General features: G+C 55.4%; 22 protein-coding genes and 1 tRNA gene. 11 read left to right on the forward strand and 12 right to left on the reverse strand.

Translation table 11 applies throughout. The features are described 5' to 3' along the window. Positions 1-187 precede the first annotated feature (187 nt). On the reverse strand, positions 188-1,261 hold the full coding sequence (gene chvE / locus FF124_RS07575) for a multiple monosaccharide ABC transporter substrate-binding protein (protein WP_138747897.1): 1,074 nt from the start codon (positions 1,259-1,261) through the stop codon (positions 188-190). 436 nt (positions 1,262-1,697) lie between these two features. On the opposite strand from chvE, the gene FF124_RS07580 reads away from it, so the two are divergent. From FF124_RS07580 to FF124_RS07600, 5 genes are all read left to right on the forward strand, one after another. Further along, positions 1,698-1,774: transfer RNA gene (locus FF124_RS07580), tRNA-Arg, on the forward strand. A gap of 837 nt (positions 1,775-2,611) precedes the next feature. Next, positions 2,612-4,450, forward strand: a complete 1,839-nt coding sequence (locus tag FF124_RS07585) for a DUF4365 domain-containing protein (protein WP_138747898.1) — start codon at positions 2,612-2,614, stop codon at positions 4,448-4,450. Between the two features lie 152 nt (positions 4,451-4,602). After that, entirely contained in the window at positions 4,603-5,316 is a 714-nt protein-coding gene (locus FF124_RS07590; protein WP_138747899.1) for an HNH endonuclease signature motif containing protein, read from the forward strand. Beyond that, positions 5,303-5,707 carry a hypothetical protein gene (locus FF124_RS07595; protein ID WP_138747900.1) on the forward strand — a complete coding sequence of 135 codons (405 nt, stop codon included), beginning with the start codon at positions 5,303-5,305 and terminating at the stop codon, positions 5,705-5,707. Before FF124_RS07590 ends, FF124_RS07595 begins: the two co-directional genes overlap by 14 nt. Continuing rightward, positions 5,704-6,021 carry a hypothetical protein gene (locus FF124_RS07600; protein ID WP_138747901.1) on the forward strand — a complete coding sequence of 106 codons (318 nt, stop codon included), beginning with the start codon at positions 5,704-5,706 and terminating at the stop codon, positions 6,019-6,021. Before FF124_RS07595 ends, FF124_RS07600 begins: the two co-directional genes overlap by 4 nt. Before the next feature lie 104 nt (positions 6,022-6,125). Here the strand turns inward: FF124_RS07600 and FF124_RS07605 are convergent, their stop codons facing one another. Genes FF124_RS07605 through FF124_RS07615 form a run of 3 tightly spaced genes read right to left on the reverse strand, consistent with a single transcriptional unit; the run spans position 6,126 to position 8,453 of the window. Next, positions 6,126-7,754, reverse strand: coding sequence for a terminase large subunit (locus tag FF124_RS07605; protein WP_138747902.1), 1,629 nt, complete (start codon positions 7,752-7,754; stop codon positions 6,126-6,128). Beyond that, on the reverse strand, positions 7,717-8,136 hold the full coding sequence (locus FF124_RS07610; protein WP_138747903.1) for a phage terminase small subunit P27 family: 420 nt from the start codon (positions 8,134-8,136) through the stop codon (positions 7,717-7,719). The genes FF124_RS07605 and FF124_RS07610 overlap by 38 nt, the downstream gene beginning before the upstream one ends. A 2-nt stretch (positions 8,137-8,138) precedes the next feature. Further along, on the reverse strand, positions 8,139-8,453 hold the full coding sequence (locus tag FF124_RS07615; protein WP_138747904.1) for a head-tail connector protein: 315 nt from the start codon (positions 8,451-8,453) through the stop codon (positions 8,139-8,141). 40 nt (positions 8,454-8,493) lie between these two features. On the opposite strand from FF124_RS07615, the gene FF124_RS07620 reads away from it, so the two are divergent. Continuing rightward, positions 8,494-8,907 (forward strand): hypothetical protein, encoded by a 414-nt coding sequence (locus FF124_RS07620; protein ID WP_138747905.1) that lies wholly within the window; start codon positions 8,494-8,496, stop codon positions 8,905-8,907. Here FF124_RS07620 and FF124_RS07625 read toward each other — a convergent pair. The 8 genes from FF124_RS07625 to FF124_RS07660 form a co-directional block, all read right to left on the reverse strand. Then, positions 8,898-9,257, reverse strand: coding sequence for an HNH endonuclease signature motif containing protein (locus FF124_RS07625; protein ID WP_138747906.1), 360 nt, complete (start codon positions 9,255-9,257; stop codon positions 8,898-8,900). The genes FF124_RS07620 and FF124_RS07625 overlap by 10 nt on opposite strands. Positions 9,258-9,393: 136 nt before the next feature. Beyond that, positions 9,394-9,774: a hypothetical protein gene (locus FF124_RS07630; RefSeq protein ID WP_138747907.1), complete on the reverse strand. Its 381-nt coding sequence runs from the start codon at positions 9,772-9,774 to the stop codon at positions 9,394-9,396. A gap of 24 nt (positions 9,775-9,798) precedes the next feature. Next, complete coding sequence (locus FF124_RS07635) at positions 9,799-10,968, reverse strand: phage major capsid protein (protein ID WP_138747908.1); 1,170 nt, start codon at positions 10,966-10,968, stop codon at positions 9,799-9,801. 4 nt (positions 10,969-10,972) lie between these two features. Next, positions 10,973-11,476 (reverse strand): HK97 family phage prohead protease, encoded by a 504-nt coding sequence (locus FF124_RS07640; RefSeq protein ID WP_138747909.1) that lies wholly within the window; start codon positions 11,474-11,476, stop codon positions 10,973-10,975. Between the two features lie 3 nt (positions 11,477-11,479). Next, entirely contained in the window at positions 11,480-12,670 is a 1,191-nt protein-coding gene (locus tag FF124_RS07645; protein ID WP_138747910.1) for a phage portal protein, read from the reverse strand. Positions 12,671-13,081: 411 nt separating this feature from the next. After that, complete coding sequence (locus FF124_RS07650) at positions 13,082-14,116, reverse strand: helix-turn-helix domain-containing protein (RefSeq protein WP_138747911.1); 1,035 nt, start codon at positions 14,114-14,116, stop codon at positions 13,082-13,084. Positions 14,117-14,233: 117 nt separating this feature from the next. Next, the gene (locus FF124_RS07655; protein WP_138747912.1) at positions 14,234-14,551 is read right to left on the reverse strand and encodes a hypothetical protein; all 318 of its coding nucleotides are present in this window, start codon (positions 14,549-14,551) and stop codon (positions 14,234-14,236) included. 71 nt (positions 14,552-14,622) lie between these two features. After that, positions 14,623-14,811: a hypothetical protein gene (locus FF124_RS07660; RefSeq protein ID WP_138747913.1), complete on the reverse strand. Its 189-nt coding sequence runs from the start codon at positions 14,809-14,811 to the stop codon at positions 14,623-14,625. A 109-nt stretch (positions 14,812-14,920) separates the two neighbouring features. On the opposite strand from FF124_RS07660, the gene FF124_RS07665 reads away from it, so the two are divergent. From FF124_RS07665 to FF124_RS07685, 5 genes are all read left to right on the forward strand, one after another. Further along, complete coding sequence (locus FF124_RS07665) at positions 14,921-15,406, forward strand: Arc family DNA-binding protein (protein WP_210237452.1); 486 nt, start codon at positions 14,921-14,923, stop codon at positions 15,404-15,406. Continuing rightward, positions 15,403-16,608 (forward strand): tyrosine-type recombinase/integrase, encoded by a 1,206-nt coding sequence (locus FF124_RS07670; protein WP_138747914.1) that lies wholly within the window; start codon positions 15,403-15,405, stop codon positions 16,606-16,608. The genes FF124_RS07665 and FF124_RS07670 overlap by 4 nt, the downstream gene beginning before the upstream one ends. 12 nt (positions 16,609-16,620) lie before the next feature. After that, positions 16,621-17,115, forward strand: a complete 495-nt coding sequence (locus FF124_RS07675) for a hypothetical protein (protein ID WP_138747915.1) — start codon at positions 16,621-16,623, stop codon at positions 17,113-17,115. A 451-nt stretch (positions 17,116-17,566) separates the two neighbouring features. Continuing rightward, entirely contained in the window at positions 17,567-18,469 is a 903-nt protein-coding gene (locus tag FF124_RS07680; RefSeq protein WP_138747916.1) for a COG3904 family protein, read from the forward strand. Between the two features lie 171 nt (positions 18,470-18,640). After that, positions 18,641-19,759 (forward strand): PQQ-dependent sugar dehydrogenase, encoded by a 1,119-nt coding sequence (locus tag FF124_RS07685; protein ID WP_246072289.1) that lies wholly within the window; start codon positions 18,641-18,643, stop codon positions 19,757-19,759. Positions 19,760-19,761: the final 2 nt, after the last annotated feature.

Here is a 19,761-nt window from a genome sequence, read left to right on the forward strand (position 1 = left end):
GTTCTTTTTAACAAACGTCACTTACTGCCATTTGTTGTTATTTTTCTCTTTAGTTCGTACTTAAATCAGTACTCTTCGGCATGCTGCACATGCACAATTGCGCTTAGACCGAAAACTACCAGCAAACGGTCGCGGTAACCAGAAAAAGGCGGAGCAGGCGCCCCGCCTTTTGCTTCTTCTTCAGGATTTATTCCTTGATCTGGTCCAGCGTGTAGTAGCCGCTCTTGTCGACCAGGATTTCCTCCCAGTTCGATCCGTCGACGGCAACCGGCGCGAGCAGGTAGGAGGGAACGACCTTGACGCCGTTGTCGTAGGTCGTGGTGTCGTTGATCTCCGGCTCCCCGCCTTCAAGCAGCGCCTCGACCATACCGACGGTGACGCGAGCAAGTTCGCGAGTGTCCTTGAACACGGTGGAATACTGCTCGCCCATGTTGATCGACTTGATCGAGGGCAGCTCGGCGTCCTGACCGGTGACGATCGGCATCTTCTGGTCGCCGGAGCCGTAGCCGACGCCCTTGAGCGAAGACAGGATGCCGATGGACAGGCCGTCATAGGGCGACAGAACGCCGTGGATGGTCTCGTCGGTATAATTGGCCGACAGGAGGTTATCCATGCGCGCCTGGGCAACAGCGCCGTCCCAGCGCAGCGTGCCGACCTGGTTCATGCCCATCTGGCCGGAGACGATGTCGATCTTGCCTTCGTCGATCATCGGCTGCAGCACCGACATGGCGCCGTCATAGAAGTAATAGGCGTTGTTGTCGTCGGGCGAACCGCCGAACAGTTCGACATTCCAGACGTCCTCTTCCGGGAAGCGCTCCTCCAGGCCCTTGACGAGGCTGGAGCCCTGCTGGACGCCGACCTGGAAATTGTCGAAAGTGGCATAATAGTCCACATCGCCGCTTTCGCGGATCAGGCGGTCATAGGCAACGACCGGAATGCCGGCTGCGGCCGCATTGGCCAGCGCATTGGACAGCGTCGTGCCGTCGATCGAGGCAATAACCAGGGCATCGACGCCCTTGGTGATCATGTTTTCGATCTGCGACAGCTGGTTGGGAATATTATCCTCAGCATACTGAAGGTCGGTGGCGTAGCCGGCCTCGTTGAACTGCTGGACCATGGATTCGCCGTCGGAAATCCAGCGGGCGGACGATTTCGTCGGCATTGCGATGCCGATCGTGCCCTTGTCCTGCGCAAAGGCCGGCACGGCAAACGATGTCACCGCCATTGCCGCAACGGCAAATGCAGATACTACGAGTTTCATATCTCTCTCCCAATTCACGAAACGTGCGTTTCGTCTGCCCCCGCACCGGATGCATGATCCGGTGTATTCCGCCCTCCCGACGGGCCGAGACGAAGCCTTGAGCGGGGTGCAGATCGCGTTTCGAAACTCGTTCAAGGGGCGTGGGGTGTCAAATTGAGAACGCCGAAGCAGATATACCAATTCTGCTATATGTTGCCGGCAAGCGATATTAACAGTCTGGCATATATGGTTTTTTCCGGCCGTCCGGAAGAAGTTAAAGAATGCTTACTTAAACTTTAGTCTATAGTCTCTCCCGGCAGGCATGCCCTGCCCGAAAGGCCCGACCGCGCCACCGCCTCACTTTCGCAGGCCTTTTGTGTTTTTTTGAGATTGATGCGCGACCAAAGCTGCGCTAAACAACGCGGCAATGCGGGACCGCCCATACGGCCCCGCCGGAGCGCCCGTAGCTCAGCTGGATAGAGTGTTGGATTCCGATTCCAAAGGTCACAGGTTCGAATCCTGTCGGGCGCGCCAATAAAATCAATGACTTAGAGCCAAAACTTCTCCATTCCATGTTGCATTTTGTTGCAATTGATTACCCCTTGATTTCAACGGTTTTCCACGATTCACAGCAAATCCGCGCGACATGGACGCAACATTATCAAAGCAAAGAATCATGCAACCGATGCCACTAGCCCACCAAAAAGACTAATGGGCGATAGGGCTATACCGGAAGAATGAATAGGCAGATAAGCGGTTTTCGACTCATAGGATTAGTCCGCGACTAATGCAGAACCTCTCCCTCCCCGCCTCGGTCGAACCTAGCCTGCCATCCTGACATATATTTACGACTGACGCTGGGATTCGTTTACCGGTGCGCCGCCATTGATTGGTTCAGTTGGCAGGCAGCGCTGCGAAAACTCTCGATCATTTTGTCACACACACGTTCTGCAGTGAAGTTGTCGGGCGAAGCGCTCGCGCGATGTAGAAAGCAAGAAAGCGTGGCGCAAAAAACCTGCCGAGCAACAGTGGCGGTCGAGCAAGCATGAAGATAGCGCTCCTCAGGAAAACGGATCTACTACCTAGCCCTAGGGCAGCATCGAACGATGTCTAACCTACTACAACAGCCATTGCCCGCATTCATCACTTGACTACGAGACGCCCGATCAGGCTTAATTCAAGGCAGTGTGCGCGATATCTGCGGCAGCATAAATAAGGCCGAAAATCAATCGAGAACGAGCATCAGCCTGTCCAAACCAAACCCGCCATTGCAGGCAATGGCAGTTGACGTTTAACCACATAGGGTTGTCTCTGGAACAAAAAAACGGAGGCCACCGGCTAAGCGCAGTCTAGAAAAACCTCGGATCTGCTTTGTCACAAAGAACAAGAAGTCATCGCTTAGAAGATATCTCTATTGTCGAATTTCAAAGGCTCCTACCCGACGAATGGGTTTGCCGAACCAAAGACAAAGACTATGGAGTAGATTTAGAGGTCGAGATTTTTGACGAAGATGGAAGATCGACAGGGCTAATTTTCTACGTGCAGATGAAGGCCACAGACAAAAAAGGCCAAGAACGCTCTGTCCGCATGAAAATTGATCGTCTGAGCTACCTTTCATCCCTGGACGCACCATCAATTATTGTGCGTTATTGCGCGGCGACGCGAACAACTCACTTTATATGGATTCACAACGTCTTTGATCAAATCGGCCCAACCTCATCGGCCTCAGCAACGGTTCGCTTCTCTGAAGCCGACACTTGGAGTGACGAGACGCCGCTCAAAGTTTTGAGAACCATAAAGATACTGAGAACAATCAGATTAGGAACAAGAAACCTTCCGCTTGGCCTCACCGTGGAGGATGGAGGCACAACAAGCTCTAGTGTTTTCGAACTAAAGCTCGCCGCATCACGGCTTCAACGTATGAGCCAAATGATAGGCACCAGCAACGACCCCGATCGGTGTTTACCAATTGCAATACACCTGAAAGACAATTACCTTGTTGCATCAATAGACGCGATAGCTAGTATAAATTGGCATATAGATGAATTTTCAAGCGAAAAAATACTTCCTATTTTAACTTATATTCTAGCTTATATGACTGGTCGCTACGAATTTCATCGACAATCTTCGGAATTGATTAGGATAATTCACGCAAACCAGTTCACCGCGAACAACCGGATAATCGCGGGTCGAATAGCGCAACTAGCTATTAACAACCCAGACACCGCTGCGGATATCGCTCGCTGGAATAGGATTCACGCAATTCAAGATGAGGCCTATTTGACATACCTAAACGCCTTGCTTTCCAGCGAAATCCCAATGGTGAAACGAGAAGCTGCTGTCACTGCCTTCTACACAGACGCCATCTCAGATCACGACCCGACCAACAACCAGAACCTGTCAACAATTTGCTACTCTCTCGCAAATTTCCAAATGAATAACGGCCGCTTAGGAGAGGCCGTAAGCAACTACAACAGGGCCAGAAAACTCGACGAAATTTACCTTCAAAGAACATACTTCTTAAATGAGGTGGGTGCCTGCTGCTTCTGGAGTAGGCACTTCAGATCGGCTTCACTGTTCTACAGCGCATCTTACAACTTATCACCCAACCCACAGGTCGGGATCTGCACAGGAGATGCCCTTCTGTATTCTGGCGATTTCATTGGCGCCAAGAGCAAGTTTGAGGACGTCGCCGCACGAGCCCCCGACGAACTAAATGGAGCAGAAGCTCTTACCAAAGCTTGGCTAAGTTCGTGGCTCCATGATTTTTACCAGAGAAACAACTTGGTTGGAACGGAATGCATAAGCGATAGATCGACTTGGATTAGCGAAATAGATCGTGCCCAATCAACTGGAGAATACCCAAACGCGTTGGGCGCAGCTTTAATGGAGGCATTCTTATGCGACGACGATATAAGCCTTTGGGCAGCCGCGATGAGCTTCGCATTGAAAACTAAGAATTCACAGCTCATCCTTGGAACGTTTTCTTGCGCGATCTGGCGAAACGGATATGAAGTTTACGCCTCTTTCCGAAGGCATCTTGAAAGAGTCGCACTCCCTGAAGAAGACTTGGCTTATTTCGACCAATACGCAACTACGCTATATGAAATGCGCCCTGCCGAAAAGTTTCAAAATGTTACCAAACGACTCGTAAGTAAAAATAATTTTGATTGCGTCGTGGAGATCAACCCCAATGAAAATATTAATTAAATATTTTCATAACTATTACAATAAAATTATTTTATTAGGTTAGTTTGCAAAAAACCATTTTAGTATATAAAATTTATTTCTATTTTTGTAAATCTTGCAGAATAAATTGAATCGCATCTGTTTTTCTTAACCCCTTATGTTATCAGGTCCCTATGGCTATCACCAAAAAGACTATCAAGATTCTCTGGTCATATTCGGGCGGACGCTGCGCTTTCCCCGGTTGCTGGGAACGACTCTGTGACACTCTCGCAGGCGATGCCGCGCCTTTTCCGCTGGGTGAGATGGCCCATATTTGTGGAGACAAACAGGGAGCGAATAGACATAACGCAGCTCAGACTGATGCAGAGCGAGATGACTACGAGAATTTAATTCTGCTCTGCCCAACGCATCATAGGTTAATAGACCGAAGAGAGAACGAGCTCACTTATACGGTGGATGTTCTTCATGAGATGAAAACTGAACACGAAGCAAGAGTGCGAAAGCAGCTGGACCAGATTCCAATGGCCACCAGGCCCGACGTCGCTAAAATGATCGTGCCGTTGTTGGAAGAAAATAGGCAGTCTTGGGCACATTATGGCCCTGTATCTGAGCTTGCTCAAACTCAGCCACACAACGAGGCGGTGTACGCAGTCTGGGTATCCGAACGTCTGTCTGTGATCGTGCCCAACAACCGCAAGATAGCATCGATGCTAGAAGCAAATAGGCGCTTGTTTGACGCCGAAGATCAAGCAGCGATTACCGCCTTTCTGATGCATGTGCGCAGCTATGAGCAATGGGTGGAAGATGATATCCCGTATGCAGCAGTAAAGCGTTTCCCTAAAGAGTTTGATGATCTTATCAGAGGAATTGTCGATGGCGGCGCGTAACGAGAACTTTCCTTGGACTAGCCACTACGGGCATTACAGGTACTTCGAAGGCCAGATGAACAGGCATGGTAAAGTTGCGTCCCTGATTTCTCAGGGTGACGGCTTATATGAATTGACCCGCACGCAGGGCGACAGGCTTCGGGTTTTCATCTGTGAATGTTACGCCTTTGGCGTCGCAGAATACATAGAGACTGTCGATCGGATTGGCGAGATCAACGTAATAGTCATAAACTCCATGTGGTGCGGATACACTCCAGATGCCAAGAGCTATTGCCGTGAATCGAAAGTCGGCCTATTCAAGGTCGGAGAATTCATGGGTGCCTTGCACCATACTGACTACTGGCTTTACTTGACAGAAGAAGAAAAGGAATATTTCGAAAAACACGGTTGAGTTTTATGGAAAGTTCGGAGATCTATGGTTTTGGTTCGGCTTTTACAATTTCAGACAAGGCTCGTGATATTGACCTTCTGATAGTCCACAAAAGCACTGATTTTGCTTCCTGCCTGTTCGCAATCACCTGCAAGCAGCGACTCATTGCGTCCGTTTTCGACGCTCACATCACAATGCTATCCGAAAATGAAGAGAAGCACTGTGATTTTATTGAAACCGCGCAGGCTTTGCGTCTCGGTACAATATTCAAAGATAGTTTTGATACCGACCTGACGAATCTTGTCACGGCCTTACGGGAGCTAAGGAGGTCCTAAGCGGCTAGGCTCCGTTATTGAACGGTACTCTCTAGTTTGGCATCTATGGAATGCTTCCCTTTCGTGGGTGGTGCCATTTCCCGAACACAACCGCGTGCTCCCCCTCAAAAATACGCCATCTCCTCGGACCACTCCTCGCTGTCATAAACGGACAGACTGCTTTCCCCGGCAGCGGCACGGCTGATGGCCATGGCGGCGGCGACCGCGCCGTCGATGCGGTCCTTGCTCTTGCCCTTGTGGAAGGCCTTGTTGCCCGCTGCATCTGTGTGAATGGCGATGTTTTCAAAATTCCAGCGTAGCACTGGATGCCCGCCATGGATCAGGCGACGGCCGAGAATGGCGCGTTCGAGTTCCTTGATTGCCGGGGCCATGGTCACCCAGCCTTGCCGCATTTCCACGGCCGGGAAGCCGTCTTCCTGAAGGTTGTTGAGCATATTGCGGGCCATGTGCGGATCGAAGGCGATTTCATGCACATCGAAGCGGGCGCAAAGCTCGCGAATGTGATCCTCGACAATGCGGTAATCGATCACCTCGCCGGGTGTCGGGATGATATGGCCCTGTTCGGCCCATTCGGGATAGGGAACGCCGTCACGGTCGGCGCGGCCGCGCAGATTGTCTTCAGGGCAGAAGAACCATGGATGGACGATATAGCCGTCGCCGTTGCGCCATGCGGCGACCACGGCGGTCAGGTCGCTGACGGCTGAGAGGTCAACGCCGATCCAGCAGGGTTGATCCTCCATTTCTTCGGGATCAACGGGGAAGCTGCCTTCATCATAGATCAGCATATCGACAAACGGGTCGGCGGAATGATCCAGCCAGACATTGAGATGAAGCTGGCGGAAGGCTTCGCGTTCACCGGGGCGTTCCTGTGCCTCGCGGGCAAGCTGGCGCAGTCCCTCGATATCGGGGAAGCCATTGGCAAGGCCGGGATTGGCCCTGTACCAGTGCGCTTCATCGCGCCAGTCGGCATCGCGCGGGGTCTCAAAGAGAATGGGCAAGGTGCCGGGATCATCGATCTCGCCACGGGCCACCTTGCGGGCATAGTCGTAAAAGTCGGCCGCAACATTCTCGCTGCCGCGTCCGGCCGTGGAAATCACCATCAAAAGCGATCCTGGCACTTTCGTAAGGCCCGTGCGCACCACGTCCCATAGCTCGCGTTTCTTCCACGCATGCAGCTCGTCCACGAGGGCAAACATCGGGGTGCGGCCGTGCTGTGTGCCTGCATCGGCCGAGATCGCTTCCAGAAAGGCATTGCTGCGCGGTGCTGTCAGCCGGTTCTTGCTGTCGGTGAGTTTGAGACGGCTTTCGGCCTTTGGAATGGCCCGGACAATGCCGATGGCTTCATCATAGGCAATGCGCGCCTGCTTGCGGTCGGATGCAGCAAAGATCGCCTCGCCACCGGGAACGGCTTCCGGGCCGATAGTATGGAGAAGGCCAAGGGCCGCGCCCAGCGAAGTCTTGCGGTTGCCGCGCGGCAGAAGCATCGCGACATTGCGCACCGTCCGGCGGCCGTTTTCGTCGCAGGGGCCATAGATGCGCCGAACAATCCGCTCCTGCCATTCGGTCAGATCGAAGGCATGGCCGGGAAGCCGGGATTTCGGGTGGCGGAGCATGCGGAGGAACTGAACGGCGCGCTCGCCATAGCCGAAGGGATCGGGGATCTCCGAGCCGTCATAAATCCAGTCTGGATAGCTGTCAGAAACTGAAGAGGCCGAACTGGTCACTGTCTTCATCCTTGTCTTGTTTCATGCCGGAGCGGGCGCGTGAGGCCGGTGTCAGGCCAAGTTCGGCCGATAGCCGGACAATGACCGCCTGAGACTTGCCGAGAAGGCTGCTGGCGGGGTTTTGCTTCAAACTGCCGTCGGATGCCCGCACCACCGCTCCATGCTCGTCTATGGCCTTCTGTGCCTGCCGCTCGTTCCACTTGGCGCGGATATAGGTTTCGACCGTGCCCAGCATGGCTTCGTTCAATATTTCCCGTTCGGTGAGATCGCTCACCACCGTATCCCATTCGCCGGTCATGGCCGCCGGCAGGCTGTCGGGCATGGGCGGGGCTTCGGTGAAGGCATCTTCCAGCGCATGGGGTGCCGCCTTGGGCCCGCGTGTCGTGCCCATGGTCAAAAGCTCCAGTTACGGTATTCGTTGACGATCTCGCGTACCCCAAGCGGCACATAGCGCGGGCTGGCATCGATCAGCACCGCGTCCCGGTTGGCGTACCAATGGCCGGTCAGCATCAGCACGGCCTGTTGCAGGGATGCCGGGATCGGGTCTTGTCCCTCGCTCTCCCGTCCAAAGGTCTTTTCAATGCGAAAGCCCAGAAGCCGTTCAATATGGTTCTGGGCTGCAATCATCTGGTTTTCGATCAGCGCGTCGTCATCGTCAGAATCGACACGCAGGTGAAGCTTTGCCTGTTCAAGGCTTACGATAGCCATCGCCTTTCCTTTCTGAGGGAGCGGACATAAAAGGTGTTCTATGGAGATTGACTGGACACAGTTCAGGCAGGTTGCGCAGATGTCGGTGGATGCGTCCGGCCGCATGACGTTCGAGGTGACCGATCCTGAGGCGGCAAAGCTGGAACAGGCTCTCTATGTTTGGCAGAGCCATTCCGGCCAGATTTTGCGGTTTGGGACCACCAAGTCCCCTGTCAGCAGCAGACTTCGACAGTACCCGAACCACATCAACCGCAGACTGGTAGGGCAGAAGAGCCCAACGCCCGAATGGGAAGCGAAAGCCTGGGTAGACTATGCCAATAAGGGGCCGGTGGTTGCCCTCGTTCACCAGCCGCCCCAAATCAATTCGGTGATAGGCCCGATCAGACCCTACCTCGATCTGGAGCGCGAACTGATCGCTGCCTTCAAGCCGCCGCTCAACAGAAGTCATCGCTGAACCTTCCGCATGCGCCGTTCTTCCGCCTGCTTGGCGCTGTTGTGGCAAGGTGTGCAAAGCGGCTGCCAGTTGGCCTTGTCCCAGAAGAGATCGTAATTGCCCTTGTGCGGGCGGATATGATCGACAAGGGCAGCCGGTGCGCCGCAGCGAATGCAGACCGGGTGTGCAGCCAGATAGGCCTTGCTTTCCCGCTGCCATTCGGCGGTATAGCCGCGCTGTCTGGCAGACGGCCGCTTGGCATCGAACCGGGCTTTACGGTCCCGGTTTTGCTTTACGACACGCTCGCAGCGCATGCCGCTGTCATGAAGCTTTCCGCAATAGCCGCAAACGCGCGCACCTTTCTTCGGCATGTCTGTCTCTCCGGGTGATGAATGAATAAGGGCGGCCGTGTCACCTTGAACCGTTCGGACCAAAGAATTGGTGCAGGGGGTGGCAGGTGACTTGTCGCTGTTCGGCGGGCCGCGTCGCCGTCAATGATCCCCCCTGTTAGTGAACCGGCCGCGTCGATGCGCTGCCGAGAATGAGAATGGCGGCAACAGCGATCGAGGTGCCGCTGTTCTTCGCCAGGTGAAGCCGCAGAAAGCGCCTGTAGCCGCGATAGCCAATACGGGTCATGCTATCGGCTTCAAGGCTTTCCGGCGTGTTACTGTCGAGCTGGTCGGCGGCAACGGCACTGAAGGCTTCGCCGTCGTCGCTTTCTTCCAGCGTGGCGGTAAAATCGCCATCACCTTCAATGCCGCCGGTGCCAATGATAACGGCCGCACTGTCAAAGCCCTGAAGGTCAATGACCGGGCCGTCGGCCGTGGCGGTTGCAATACCGGGTGTCAGCGCCGTGCGAACGGCAATGTTGTGTGCGAGATCGCGCATGGGATTTTCCTTTCGGTGTTTGGCTTACTTCGTGGCCATCTTCAGCTTGCGGAAACGGGCCGCCTGCAGCACCTTGCCGCCCACCCGCCTTGTGGCGTGAATGCGGGTCAGGCCGGAGGTTGCCAGCAGGTAGGGATTGACGAGGACGGACAGGCCGATGCGGTCCACGATGCGATAGGCCGAGAAGTCGCCATAGATGATCGGAAAGGCGTTTTCCTCGATGCCGGGCATGTCAGTCATTTCGACCACGGGACGGCCGAGCAGCGTTTCCGGCTGGCCTTCCTGATAGCTGGGTTGCCAGAGAAAGCGGCCGTCGCCATCCTTCAGCGTGCGCAGACGGCCAAGCGTGGTGCCGTTCATCGCCCATGCGCCGCGATTGCGATAGGTCGCAGGCAGCGAGTAGAGAAGCGCGATCAGGGCGGCCGGGTCGATATTGGCGGCATGGCCATTGGCAAGCGGCCGGATATCGGCATTGGTCATGAAGCCTTCGGGCTGCAGCACGCCATTGCCGTTGACGAATGCCGCGCCTTCCTTGACGCCAAAGTCTTCAGACAGGGCCAGATTGACTTCCGCCTCAGCCTGCCCGGCGCTGTCGGCCAGAAGCTGGTTGGAGACATCGACATAGGTCTTCAGCTCTTTCACCGGGATTTCCGCCTGCCCGAAGCCCGGCTGCGATTCCTGCTGTTCCTGGGTCTCGCCGCCCCAGGTGGCATTGGTGATGCCGGTGCGCTTCGGATAGATCACCGACGCCCCGCCGGTCGAAGAGACCGTGGCAACAGAGCGAACCGGCGAGAACTCGTAAAGATCGCGGATAAACTCATTGGCCATTTCGGCCGGGGCCAGATAGCCGCCGCCGGGATCGGAGGAAACCGTGAGCGCCTTGCGCTCTTCCGAGGGCATTGCATCGCCACGGGTGAGATAGGCGGCAAAGGCCTTGCGCTCTTCGGTGATATCGTCATGACCGGAACCGCCAAAGCCGCCATCGGGGCGGTTGGCTTTGGTCTCAAGCGCTTTCAGCCGGTCTTCCAGCTTGTCGGAACCGGCCTTGGCCTCGACGGCCTTCAGGCGCTCGTCCACCGTGCGCGTCAAGTCTTCCAGCGCCTTGTTGACGATACCGGCCGGATCGTCTTCGCCGCCGGTTTTGGTGATGATCTGCGCCGAACCGTTCAGCGCCTGCATGTGAAGGTGTTTCATTTGCTTACCTTTTGAGATGCGCCGTAGCGCGGTTGAGGGCTTCGGCCAGAGACAAAGCCCGGATGGCGTGTTTGGCGCTTGCGACATGTGCGCCGGGATGCATGGGAACCGTGACAAGGCTGACCTCGATCAGCTCAAGGGCGGTGATGGTGCGACCGCCGCCCTTGCGGGGCGCTGCCTTGCGGGTGACAAAGCCGACCGAAAGCCCGCGAACAGCACCGGCTTTCACCAGTGCATGGACCTCGCGGGCGCGGGTGAGATCGTTCACCAGAAGCGAACCCTTGACCTTCAGGCCGTCGGCCTCTTCGAAAGCCTCCGTCCATGTGCCGACCGGGTCGCCGTGATCATGGGCAAACAGCATCGGCAGCGGCAGGGAGATGCCTGCGAATGCACCTTTCTCGATCACGTCGCCGACGCGATCAGGCGCACCGAAGGGCCATGCCAGCCCCTCGATTGCCCCGCTGTCGTCAGGAACAGCCAGTTTGGTTTCAATGAAGAAGCGTTCCATGTCTCAGGCCTCCGGCGTGCCGGTCGCGTCAGGCTTGGCAGCGTCGGCATCGGTGTTGATATGCGGGTTGGAAAAGGCTTCGCCGCCCTCGTAGGGCGGCAGGTCCAGCCAGTGGCGGCCTTCATTGGCGTTGAGAACGCGCGAAGCAATCAGCGAGGAAATCGCCGTGGCCCGATGCGTCAGGTCAGCGCGGGTCAGGTCGTCACGGTCGAAGACAAGGCGATAGTCGGCGCGCTCGTCCGGGGTGAACAGCGCCACGCGGAAAGCGCCCTCAAGGGCGCGCAGCCAAGGCTCCAGCGTATAGGACAGGAACTCCTTGCCCATTTGCTCGGAGTTTGACCACGTGGCCCGCTCAAGGTCGTAGATCATCGATGGCGGGACGCGGAAGCCACGGGCGATTTCGAGGATCTGGAATTTACGATTTTCCAGAAACTGCGCATCGGTCGAATTGAAGGTGATCGGGCGGAAGGTCGCGCCATCCCAGAGGATCGCCGTGCGGCCGGAATTGTCCGTTCCCTCATGCGCCTTGCGCCATGCGACGGACATCTTCTTGAGGCCTTCGTCACCCAGCCCCTTGGCCATTTCGATCACACCGGACGGGCGCGCGCCATTCCTGAACAGCTTGCGGGCATGGGTTTCCATATCCTTCGCCGTGCCGATGGCATCAGCCGCCAGAGACAGGCACGACCGGCCGAACGGGCCGCGCAGGTAGATCACGTTGCCAGCGTCTTCAGGGCGGTTATTGATGCGAAAGCGCGGCTCGCTCCGGCCGTCGGTGGAGAAGTCCACCGTCACATGCGACGGCTCGTAACGGATGATTTCCCGGACCTCGCCGCCGACACGATTGATCCAGGCCACCGCGCCCCGGTCATGGGTCAGCGCCGTTGCGACAAGATCGCGGATCAGCTCAAATGTGGAGGTCCAGTCATTCGGCCGGTCGGCCAGAAGTTTCGAGACCGGGTGCGTTGCATCCGGTGTCCATGTCGTGCCCTCGCGCCGTTCCACCCGGATATCGAGCGTTGCGCAGGCTTCGGAAATCAAACGAATGGCGCTTTGAACGGCTGGAACCGTCAACGCCACCGCTAGCGAAACGCCAGAGCCGGAACCCGTGCTGCCAGTAAACAGCGCAAGCTCCGCCTCAGTCGGTTCGGAAAGGGATTTCTGTTCGGGTTTGGAAAATGGCCATATCTTCATAGACCGGGAGAATAAAATAAACGCGCAGTATTTTAAATATATCGTTTATTTCCAATAGTTTATGTCTGATTGCATCTACTGCAAACTCGTACAAACGAATGTCACCGATGCCCACGCGTTGCATGAAAAAAATCGAGAATTAGGAAGAAACATCGCAACAAAGTGGCCTCAATCATATCAAATCTTTGTTTTAAAACATATTTTCTCTCTAATTAGGAAAAATCACGCGCAAACCTACCCGCGCCGGTCCCGGAAAACGGCCGAAAGTTTAAGACCACCCCCGGCCCTTAGCGGCCGGAAGCTTCGCGGTTTCGCCGGCGTCCAGAATTTTCGAGAACCTGCCTGCAAAATCACCCGACCCAGCCGCTCGTTGCGGTATCAAGCAAACTCTCATGGTTTCGCTACCGTCGGTCATCTCGATGTTATCCTGAGCACGTTGCTCGCTTCACCGATAGCCTGTTCGGTCAACGCAGCCTTGAGGCGTGCGAGGAAGCGGTCAAAGCCTTTCGGACCACAATCGGGGAAGTGAACCAGTTGACCGTGCGCAGGCGGCAGCGGCCAACCTTTCTTGCGATAAACCGTCGACCACTGACGCCATAGGCGGTTGTCTTCCGATGCCGCAACAGGCTCCATCTCAAAAGCCAGATCATCGAACGCATCTGCCCAGCGCTCGGGGTTACCGAGGTTCTCATAGACGTTCGGCCAGCCATGCTGCGCCTGATGATCCATCAGCCATTCCGGCCTTGGATCCCGTCGAACGATTGGCGGCGGGGGTGGCAACGGTCCCGGTCCCTTGATCAGGGCAGACAGCACGGCAACGGCCGCAGCTGCCGGTGTGATGCGCTGAACGTCCAACTCGCTCCCCTCCTCCCGAGCCTTCTGTCCGTCGGCTGGGTGAAGCGTTTGCGGTGCCTGTTCGTTTTCCGTCCGTGCGCCGATATCAGAGATTTCATTCGAAGATTTATTCAAAGAGGTTTGGGGGACACACACGTCCACCCTAGAGGGACGCTCATGTCCTCCCTGAGGGACACCAGTGTCCACCCCAGAAGCCTTCAAACCGTCGCTATCCGTCAAGGGTGGACTCTCGTGTCCACCCTCTCCATATGTTATTGTATCCTTTGTCTTTCTTCTGCTGCATGATGATACAATCGCGAAATACTGCAGTGAAACGTGACCGCCACCATAATGCCTTGTCTTGATGTGCCCACGGCTCCGCAAAAGGCTAACCGCTCGCTGAACACTCTTTTCAGAGCACCCGACACAACCAGCCAACGTCGCATAGCTTGGCCACGCGTTGAGCACCCCGCTGTCGCCAAAACGCTTGCGGTTGAAGTGCTGCGAGATGAAGAAGGCGACATTCGTCGCAACGCTCTTGCTCAAAGCTTCATCACTAAAGACCTGATCAAGCCAGGCCATGCGCAGGCGCGTATATTCATCGCCGCTCATAGCCTTCTCCAACATTGCGATAGTGCTGTGAAATCGGCTGTTCGAGCGCTGCGATGACACACAAAACGAATGGAGCCGCAGAAGCGGCTCCAGAATGTGTCTCTGCTGATGAAGTCATCAGGCCATTTCCTTCCTGATGACGTTGGGCACCGGCTCGAATTTCTCAAGCCTGTCCAAAGCCTGATCAAGGCGCTCGATGGCAATATCAGTCACCCGGCTGATTGACCCCGCCTGTATGTCGCTTACCATGCCGGCGGCAAGCTCGATGACCCTCATAAGGTCACGGACGGAGCAGAGTTCGTCATTCAAATTGATGTAGTCCTCACGTGTAAAGGCTTTTGTGCTGCCACCTGCGCTCCGTGCCGAGGTTGAAACGCCGGGTGTTGAGGCAATTGTCTCTCCACCCGAAGCCATGCTATCGGTGTTTCCGTTCATATTTACTTCCTAGCGGGAAATTTGAACCATGGCTCGGAGAGGTTGCCGCCTCTTCCGAGCCTTCTTGTCTTTCATGCGGCGCTCTGCATGAAGAAATCAAAAAGCTCTTTGCGGCTTGCGAAATACCGCTCCCCCAATTGCTTCACCACCGGCAACCTACCGCTTTTGATCATATGGTATGTTTGTCGGTAGTTCCGCCCGATTGCTTTTCCGATATCCTCTACACCCCAAATCAGATCCAGCGTTTCAGCGTTTTCCATTCGTTAACTCCATATCAAGCTCGAAATGACTACAGATTGTAGCCATTGCCAATCATAGCTACAGAATGTAATCATTGAAGTCAACGGTCATTAACTACAGATTGAAGCCATGCCAGACGAACAAAAAAAACTGCAGACGGATATCGCGCCGTTTGGCTTGCGCATGCAGGCCCCACTCAAAGAGAAAATCAAGGAAGCGGCCGAAAAGAATGGCCGATCCATGAATGCTGAGATTATTTACAGGCTTGAGGAATACGACAAACTATCTGCAGCACTCGACTTCGCGATGATAAACGGTGACAGAGCGCACCAATTCGCAAGAACAGCGTCAACTGCCCTCACAAAGGTAGTAGAGGAAAGCACAGAGATCACCAACCAGTGGGTTGACCTTGCGAGAAACCAAGAGGAAATGGCTCAACTTTTCAATAATTTTGTCGAGTCTGATAATAATGCAAAAATGAGCGACGAAAAATATGAAATAGTTGTAAAATTTGCAGAAAAATTCAAAAGAACTTACGACAATATAACCAAAACTAGAGAAATAATTGAAAAATACCACGATATAACCGAAGAAGATGCAACTGAAGAGAAATGAGCGTAAGAAAACGCACATGGACTAACAGCAAAGGCGAGGAGAAAAGCTCCTGGGTCGTTGATTACGTCGACACCCAAGGAAAGCGCCGCCTCAAGACCTTTCGTCTGAAAAAACAGGCCGATCAGTTTGCCGCAACGGCATCAGTTGAGGTTCGAGAGGGCATCCATGTTGCCGACAGCGCCAGCGTTACCGTGAGGGAGGCTTGCGACTTCTGGACCGCGAGCTGCAAGAATGCCAATCTTGAGAGAGCGACACTTGCGGCCTATCGTACGCATATCGAACTACACATTAAGCCATTCATCGGGGAGATTAAGCTGTCGTCACTGACTATTCCAATGGTCAGGACCTTTGAGGATAGCTTGCAGGAGAATGGCCGCTCGCCGGTCTTGCGCCGGAAGGTGCTGGCCAGCCTCAGCTCAATCATTTCAGACGCACAAGAACGCGGCCTCGTCGGACGAAACATTGTCCGCGATCTCAAGTCACGCCGACGCGGCAGTGATAACAGGCTTGCGAAGCGTCAGCAGCGAAGACTCATCATTGGCGAAGACATTCCAAGCCGCGAAGAAATCAAGGTGCTCATTGGCGCTCTGAGCGGACGGTGGCGACCTCTCATCCTAACGGCAATATTCACCGGCTTGCGCGCATCAGAATTGCGCGGACTACGATGGAGCGATGTCGAGTTCGACAAGCGTTTGCTTCGGGTGCACCAACGGGCCGATTTTTTCAATGAAATTGGTCGACCTAAATCAGCCACAAGCGAAAGATCGATACCGCTTCCGCCCATGGTCATCACAGCCTTGAAGGAGTGGAAGCTAGCCTGCCCAAATGGCAGCCTGGACCTCGTATTCCCCAACGGAAAAGGAAACATCGAGCAGCTGAACAACATTGTCCGGCGCGGCCTACAGCCGGCCGAAATTGCCGCTGGCATCTCGATTGACACCGGCGAGAAAGACAAAGATGGCGCCCCGATCCTCAAGGCCAAATATCCCGGCATTCACGCACTGCGCCACTTTTATGCGTCGTGGTGCATTAACCGGATCGAAGATGGCGGGCTAGGCCTACCACCGAAGCTCGTCCAAGAGCGCATGGGGCACTCGACAATCGGGATGACGATGGACGTGTACGGACACCTGTTCCCACGAGACGATCACGGTGACGAATTGGCCGCCGCGGAGAGAGCGCTACTTGGCACACCCAATTAACAGGTAACATCGATGCAGGAAGACAAAGCGACCGACGAATTTCTTAAAACAGTGGGTACCTACGTAATTGTCTTTCAAGCAGTAGAATCAAAGATAGAGGAAATAATCCAGATCTGGTGCGGCCTTGACAAATTCGAACGGACAAAAAGAAAATTAGCGAGGCTTACGACAGCGGAAAAAATCAGCAAGCTATCTATGCTATTTCTAAAAACGCCAGAGAATCGAAGAGCTTTGGAGCGCGAAGGGTACCCTACATATTTTGCCGACCTTGTCGCGCGCCTTGAACAGGCACGCCTTGATAGGAACAGATTGGTTCACTCGCACTACCTGTTTGACTTCATGAGGTTTGGTGGCCCCATAATTCAGGCAGACCACAGGAAGGGACCCGTCTCCTTCAGTGAAGAGGAACAACAAAGGCTAACCACGTCCATAAGCCAGCTCTACATCGAAGTTGGCAGGGCCCACAGACAAGCGATACATGATTTCGAACATCTGCAACAGGATTAATCCGCGCAACATACACGCAACATGAATCGACGGCATCAGTTTTATCCATTTAAATTCAATGACTTATTTTTCTTGAGAATTTATTCCGATTCCAAAGGTCACAGGTTCGAATCCTGTCGGGCGCGCCATTTTTCTCCTCACCTGTCGCGATCATTCATCGCTTCGCGCCACAACGGGCGGCCAGCCTTGGCCGACGCGCTTGCAACCTGTCGCGCTCGATCCTCGGACAGCCGCAATATACAATAAATTCAATTATTTAAGAATAATTTCAAATCTGCTCTTCGTCTTGCGCAACGGGTCTCCCGACTTCGTGACTCGAGATTTCTGCCAAAGTCATAATCAGCTGCATGGCCTTTTGGCGACCGTCATTTGCCCCCTTTCGGGATAAACGCTAAAAACGAGCCCACTATACCGTTCCGGCTAAAGAAAACGGGATATGGCAGGGGGAGGCATGCTGATCCGCAAAGTCAGGCGATACCTGATCGGGCATTGGCGCGGCGAACAGGGGCTTGCATGGTCGTTCTGGATCAACCTTGTCCTCATTCGCGTTCTGTTGTTGTTGTTGCAGGACTGGCTGCGCCCGGGGAAGGGGCAGGATTTCCATGACATGCAGGGTTTTGTCCTGCTCTTGGCATTGCTGTTTCATGGCGTCTTATTTGTCTGGCAGGCCGTTGGCGTCATTCGCGCCGCAGAACTCTATGGTCGCACCACCGGATATATGGCCCCGGTCTGGGGAACGCAGATGGTCCTGGTTCTGGCCGTCTTCTGGGTCATGACCTACGCCTTTGATGCCTGGCACATGACACGTCCGGCTCCCGATAATCTGGGACGTCAATACGCGGTCGAGGCTGAGCGCGCAGAGAAATACAGCATCGAGCCGACAGCCGATGGGCAATCACTGACCTTGTCCGGTTCGTTGGAGCTTGGAATTGCCAACCATCTCAAACAGCAACTCGACGCCTATCCGGATGTGAAACAGATTATCCTGGCCAGCACCGGCGGCAATATCTACCAGGCCAGAGGCTTGTCGAATACGATCAGGCAGAATGGTCTCAACACATTGGTCGTCTCGGAATGCAGCTCGGCCTGCACGACTGTTTTCATCGGCGGAATCAAACGACAACTGTCGTCTGGAGGAAGGCTTGGGTTCCATCAGTACCGGATCGAGGCCGACTATGCCGTCCTGAATGCAGACCCCTTGCGCGAACAAGACCGGGACCGCGCGATCTTCCTTCAGGCAGGAGTTGCTGCCTGGTTCCTCGACAGGATGTTCAACAGCCCCTCCTCGGACATGTGGTATCCTGAATTGCCTGAACTGATGGAAGCGCATGTCGTGACAGATGTCGCGCCCTAGCGTATCCGCCCGGAAATCCGCGCAAGCCTCTGCGCCTTGCATCCCGCACGGGCCCCATTCTTTCATCACACCTCACGATCTTGTGTCTCCGCCGCGCCTTGCTGACGGCCTATTGGGTTCTAGCTCTTCTGGCAGAGACCCCAAACGCAGATTTGCCGCAGGAGGCCACCCGTGATTTTTTCCTTATCCAAGTCCGTGATGACAGCGGCGCTTGCCGGGCTGATACTGTCGACCGCTTCCGCCAGCGCCGAAACACCGCCGCATGCCGTCGAGGAAATCGCTTCGGGACTTGCCAACCCATGGTCGGTCGAGCCTTTTGACGAAGGCGGCTACCTTGTGAGCGAACGACCCGGCCGGCTGAACATCATCGACCCGGACGGCACCATTCGCCAGGTCTCCGGCCTTCCGGATATCTATGCTGCCGGTCAGGGCGGCCTTCTTGATCTGGCGCTCGATCCGGATTTTGCCGCCAACGGCATGATCTATTTCACCGCCTCGGTTTCCGGAAACGGCGGCCAGGGCACCGCGGTCTTCCGCGCAACGCTTGATCGCACGACAGCGGAAGTGAGCGCTGTCGAGCGAATCTTCGTCATGAACCGTTTTACCGGCACCAACCGCCATTTCGGCTCGCGCATCGCCATAGACAACGACGGAAACCTCTATTTCGGCATCGGCGACCGGGGCGAGAGCGACCGCGCCCAGAACGCCGGCGATCATGCCGGCTCGATCCTGCGCATCCGCCCCGACGGCAGCGTGCCGGCCGGCAACCCCTTTGCCGGCGATGGCGACGCTCTGGCTGAAATCTGGTCCATCGGCCACCGCAATCCGCAGGGGATCGCCATCGACCCGGAAACGGGCACTCTCTATACCGTCGAGCATGGCGCGCGCGGCGGCGACGAGATCAACATTCCCGAGGCCGGCGCCAATTACGGCTGGCCGGAAATCTCCTACGGGGTGCATTATTCCGGGGCAGAAATCGGCAAGGGCACCCATGCCGAGGGCCTGGAACAGCCGCTCTATTACTGGGACCCCTCGATCGCGCCCGGGGCCATTGTCGTCTATCGCGGCGACATGTTTCCCGAATGGGACGGCGACTTTCTCGTCACCGCGCTGAAGGACCGGTTGCTTGCCCATGTCGCGCTCGACGAGAACGGCGTGCCGACGGCGGAACACCGTCTGTTCGAAGACCGCTTCGGCCGGCTGCGCGACGTGAAGGTCGCGCCCGACGGCGCGGTGCTGCTGACGACCGACGAGGCGAACGGGCAGTTGCTCCGGGTCTACCGTCCCTGAAC

The organism is Martelella lutilitoris, assembly GCF_005924265.1.
GTDB lineage: Bacteria > Pseudomonadota > Alphaproteobacteria > Rhizobiales > Rhizobiaceae > Martelella > Martelella lutilitoris.

What these genes read in the sequence shown, in the direction of transcription:
- chvE (WP_138747897.1), bottom strand. Translation starts at nt 1,261, where the DNA reads ATGAAACTCGTAGTATCTGCATTTGCCGTTGCGGCAATGGCGGTGACA.
- FF124_RS07590 (WP_138747899.1), top strand. Translation starts at nt 4,603, where the DNA reads ATGGCTATCACCAAAAAGACTATCAAGATTCTCTGGTCATATTCGGGC.
- FF124_RS07595 (WP_138747900.1), top strand. Translation starts at nt 5,303, where the DNA reads ATGGCGGCGCGTAACGAGAACTTTCCTTGGACTAGCCACTACGGGCAT.
- FF124_RS07605 (WP_138747902.1), bottom strand. Translation starts at nt 7,754, where the DNA reads ATGAAGACAGTGACCAGTTCGGCCTCTTCAGTTTCTGACAGCTATCCA.
- FF124_RS07610 (WP_138747903.1), bottom strand. Translation starts at nt 8,136, where the DNA reads ATGGGCACGACACGCGGGCCCAAGGCGGCACCCCATGCGCTGGAAGAT.
- FF124_RS07615 (WP_138747904.1), bottom strand. Translation starts at nt 8,453, where the DNA reads ATGGCTATCGTAAGCCTTGAACAGGCAAAGCTTCACCTGCGTGTCGAT.
- FF124_RS07620 (WP_138747905.1), top strand. Translation starts at nt 8,494, where the DNA reads ATGGAGATTGACTGGACACAGTTCAGGCAGGTTGCGCAGATGTCGGTG.
- FF124_RS07625 (WP_138747906.1), bottom strand. Translation starts at nt 9,257, where the DNA reads ATGCCGAAGAAAGGTGCGCGCGTTTGCGGCTATTGCGGAAAGCTTCAT.
- FF124_RS07630 (WP_138747907.1), bottom strand. Translation starts at nt 9,774, where the DNA reads ATGCGCGATCTCGCACACAACATTGCCGTTCGCACGGCGCTGACACCC.
- FF124_RS07635 (WP_138747908.1), bottom strand. Translation starts at nt 10,968, where the DNA reads ATGAAACACCTTCACATGCAGGCGCTGAACGGTTCGGCGCAGATCATC.
- FF124_RS07640 (WP_138747909.1), bottom strand. Translation starts at nt 11,476, where the DNA reads ATGGAACGCTTCTTCATTGAAACCAAACTGGCTGTTCCTGACGACAGC.
- FF124_RS07645 (WP_138747910.1), bottom strand. Translation starts at nt 12,670, where the DNA reads ATGAAGATATGGCCATTTTCCAAACCCGAACAGAAATCCCTTTCCGAA.
- FF124_RS07650 (WP_138747911.1), bottom strand. Translation starts at nt 14,116, where the DNA reads ATGAGCGGCGATGAATATACGCGCCTGCGCATGGCCTGGCTTGATCAG.
- FF124_RS07655 (WP_138747912.1), bottom strand. Translation starts at nt 14,551, where the DNA reads ATGAACGGAAACACCGATAGCATGGCTTCGGGTGGAGAGACAATTGCC.
- FF124_RS07660 (WP_138747913.1), bottom strand. Translation starts at nt 14,811, where the DNA reads ATGGAAAACGCTGAAACGCTGGATCTGATTTGGGGTGTAGAGGATATC.
- FF124_RS07665 (WP_210237452.1), top strand. Translation starts at nt 14,921, where the DNA reads ATGCCAGACGAACAAAAAAAACTGCAGACGGATATCGCGCCGTTTGGC.
- FF124_RS07670 (WP_138747914.1), top strand. Translation starts at nt 15,403, where the DNA reads ATGAGCGTAAGAAAACGCACATGGACTAACAGCAAAGGCGAGGAGAAA.
- FF124_RS07675 (WP_138747915.1), top strand. Translation starts at nt 16,621, where the DNA reads ATGCAGGAAGACAAAGCGACCGACGAATTTCTTAAAACAGTGGGTACC.
- FF124_RS07680 (WP_138747916.1), top strand. Translation starts at nt 17,567, where the DNA reads ATGCTGATCCGCAAAGTCAGGCGATACCTGATCGGGCATTGGCGCGGC.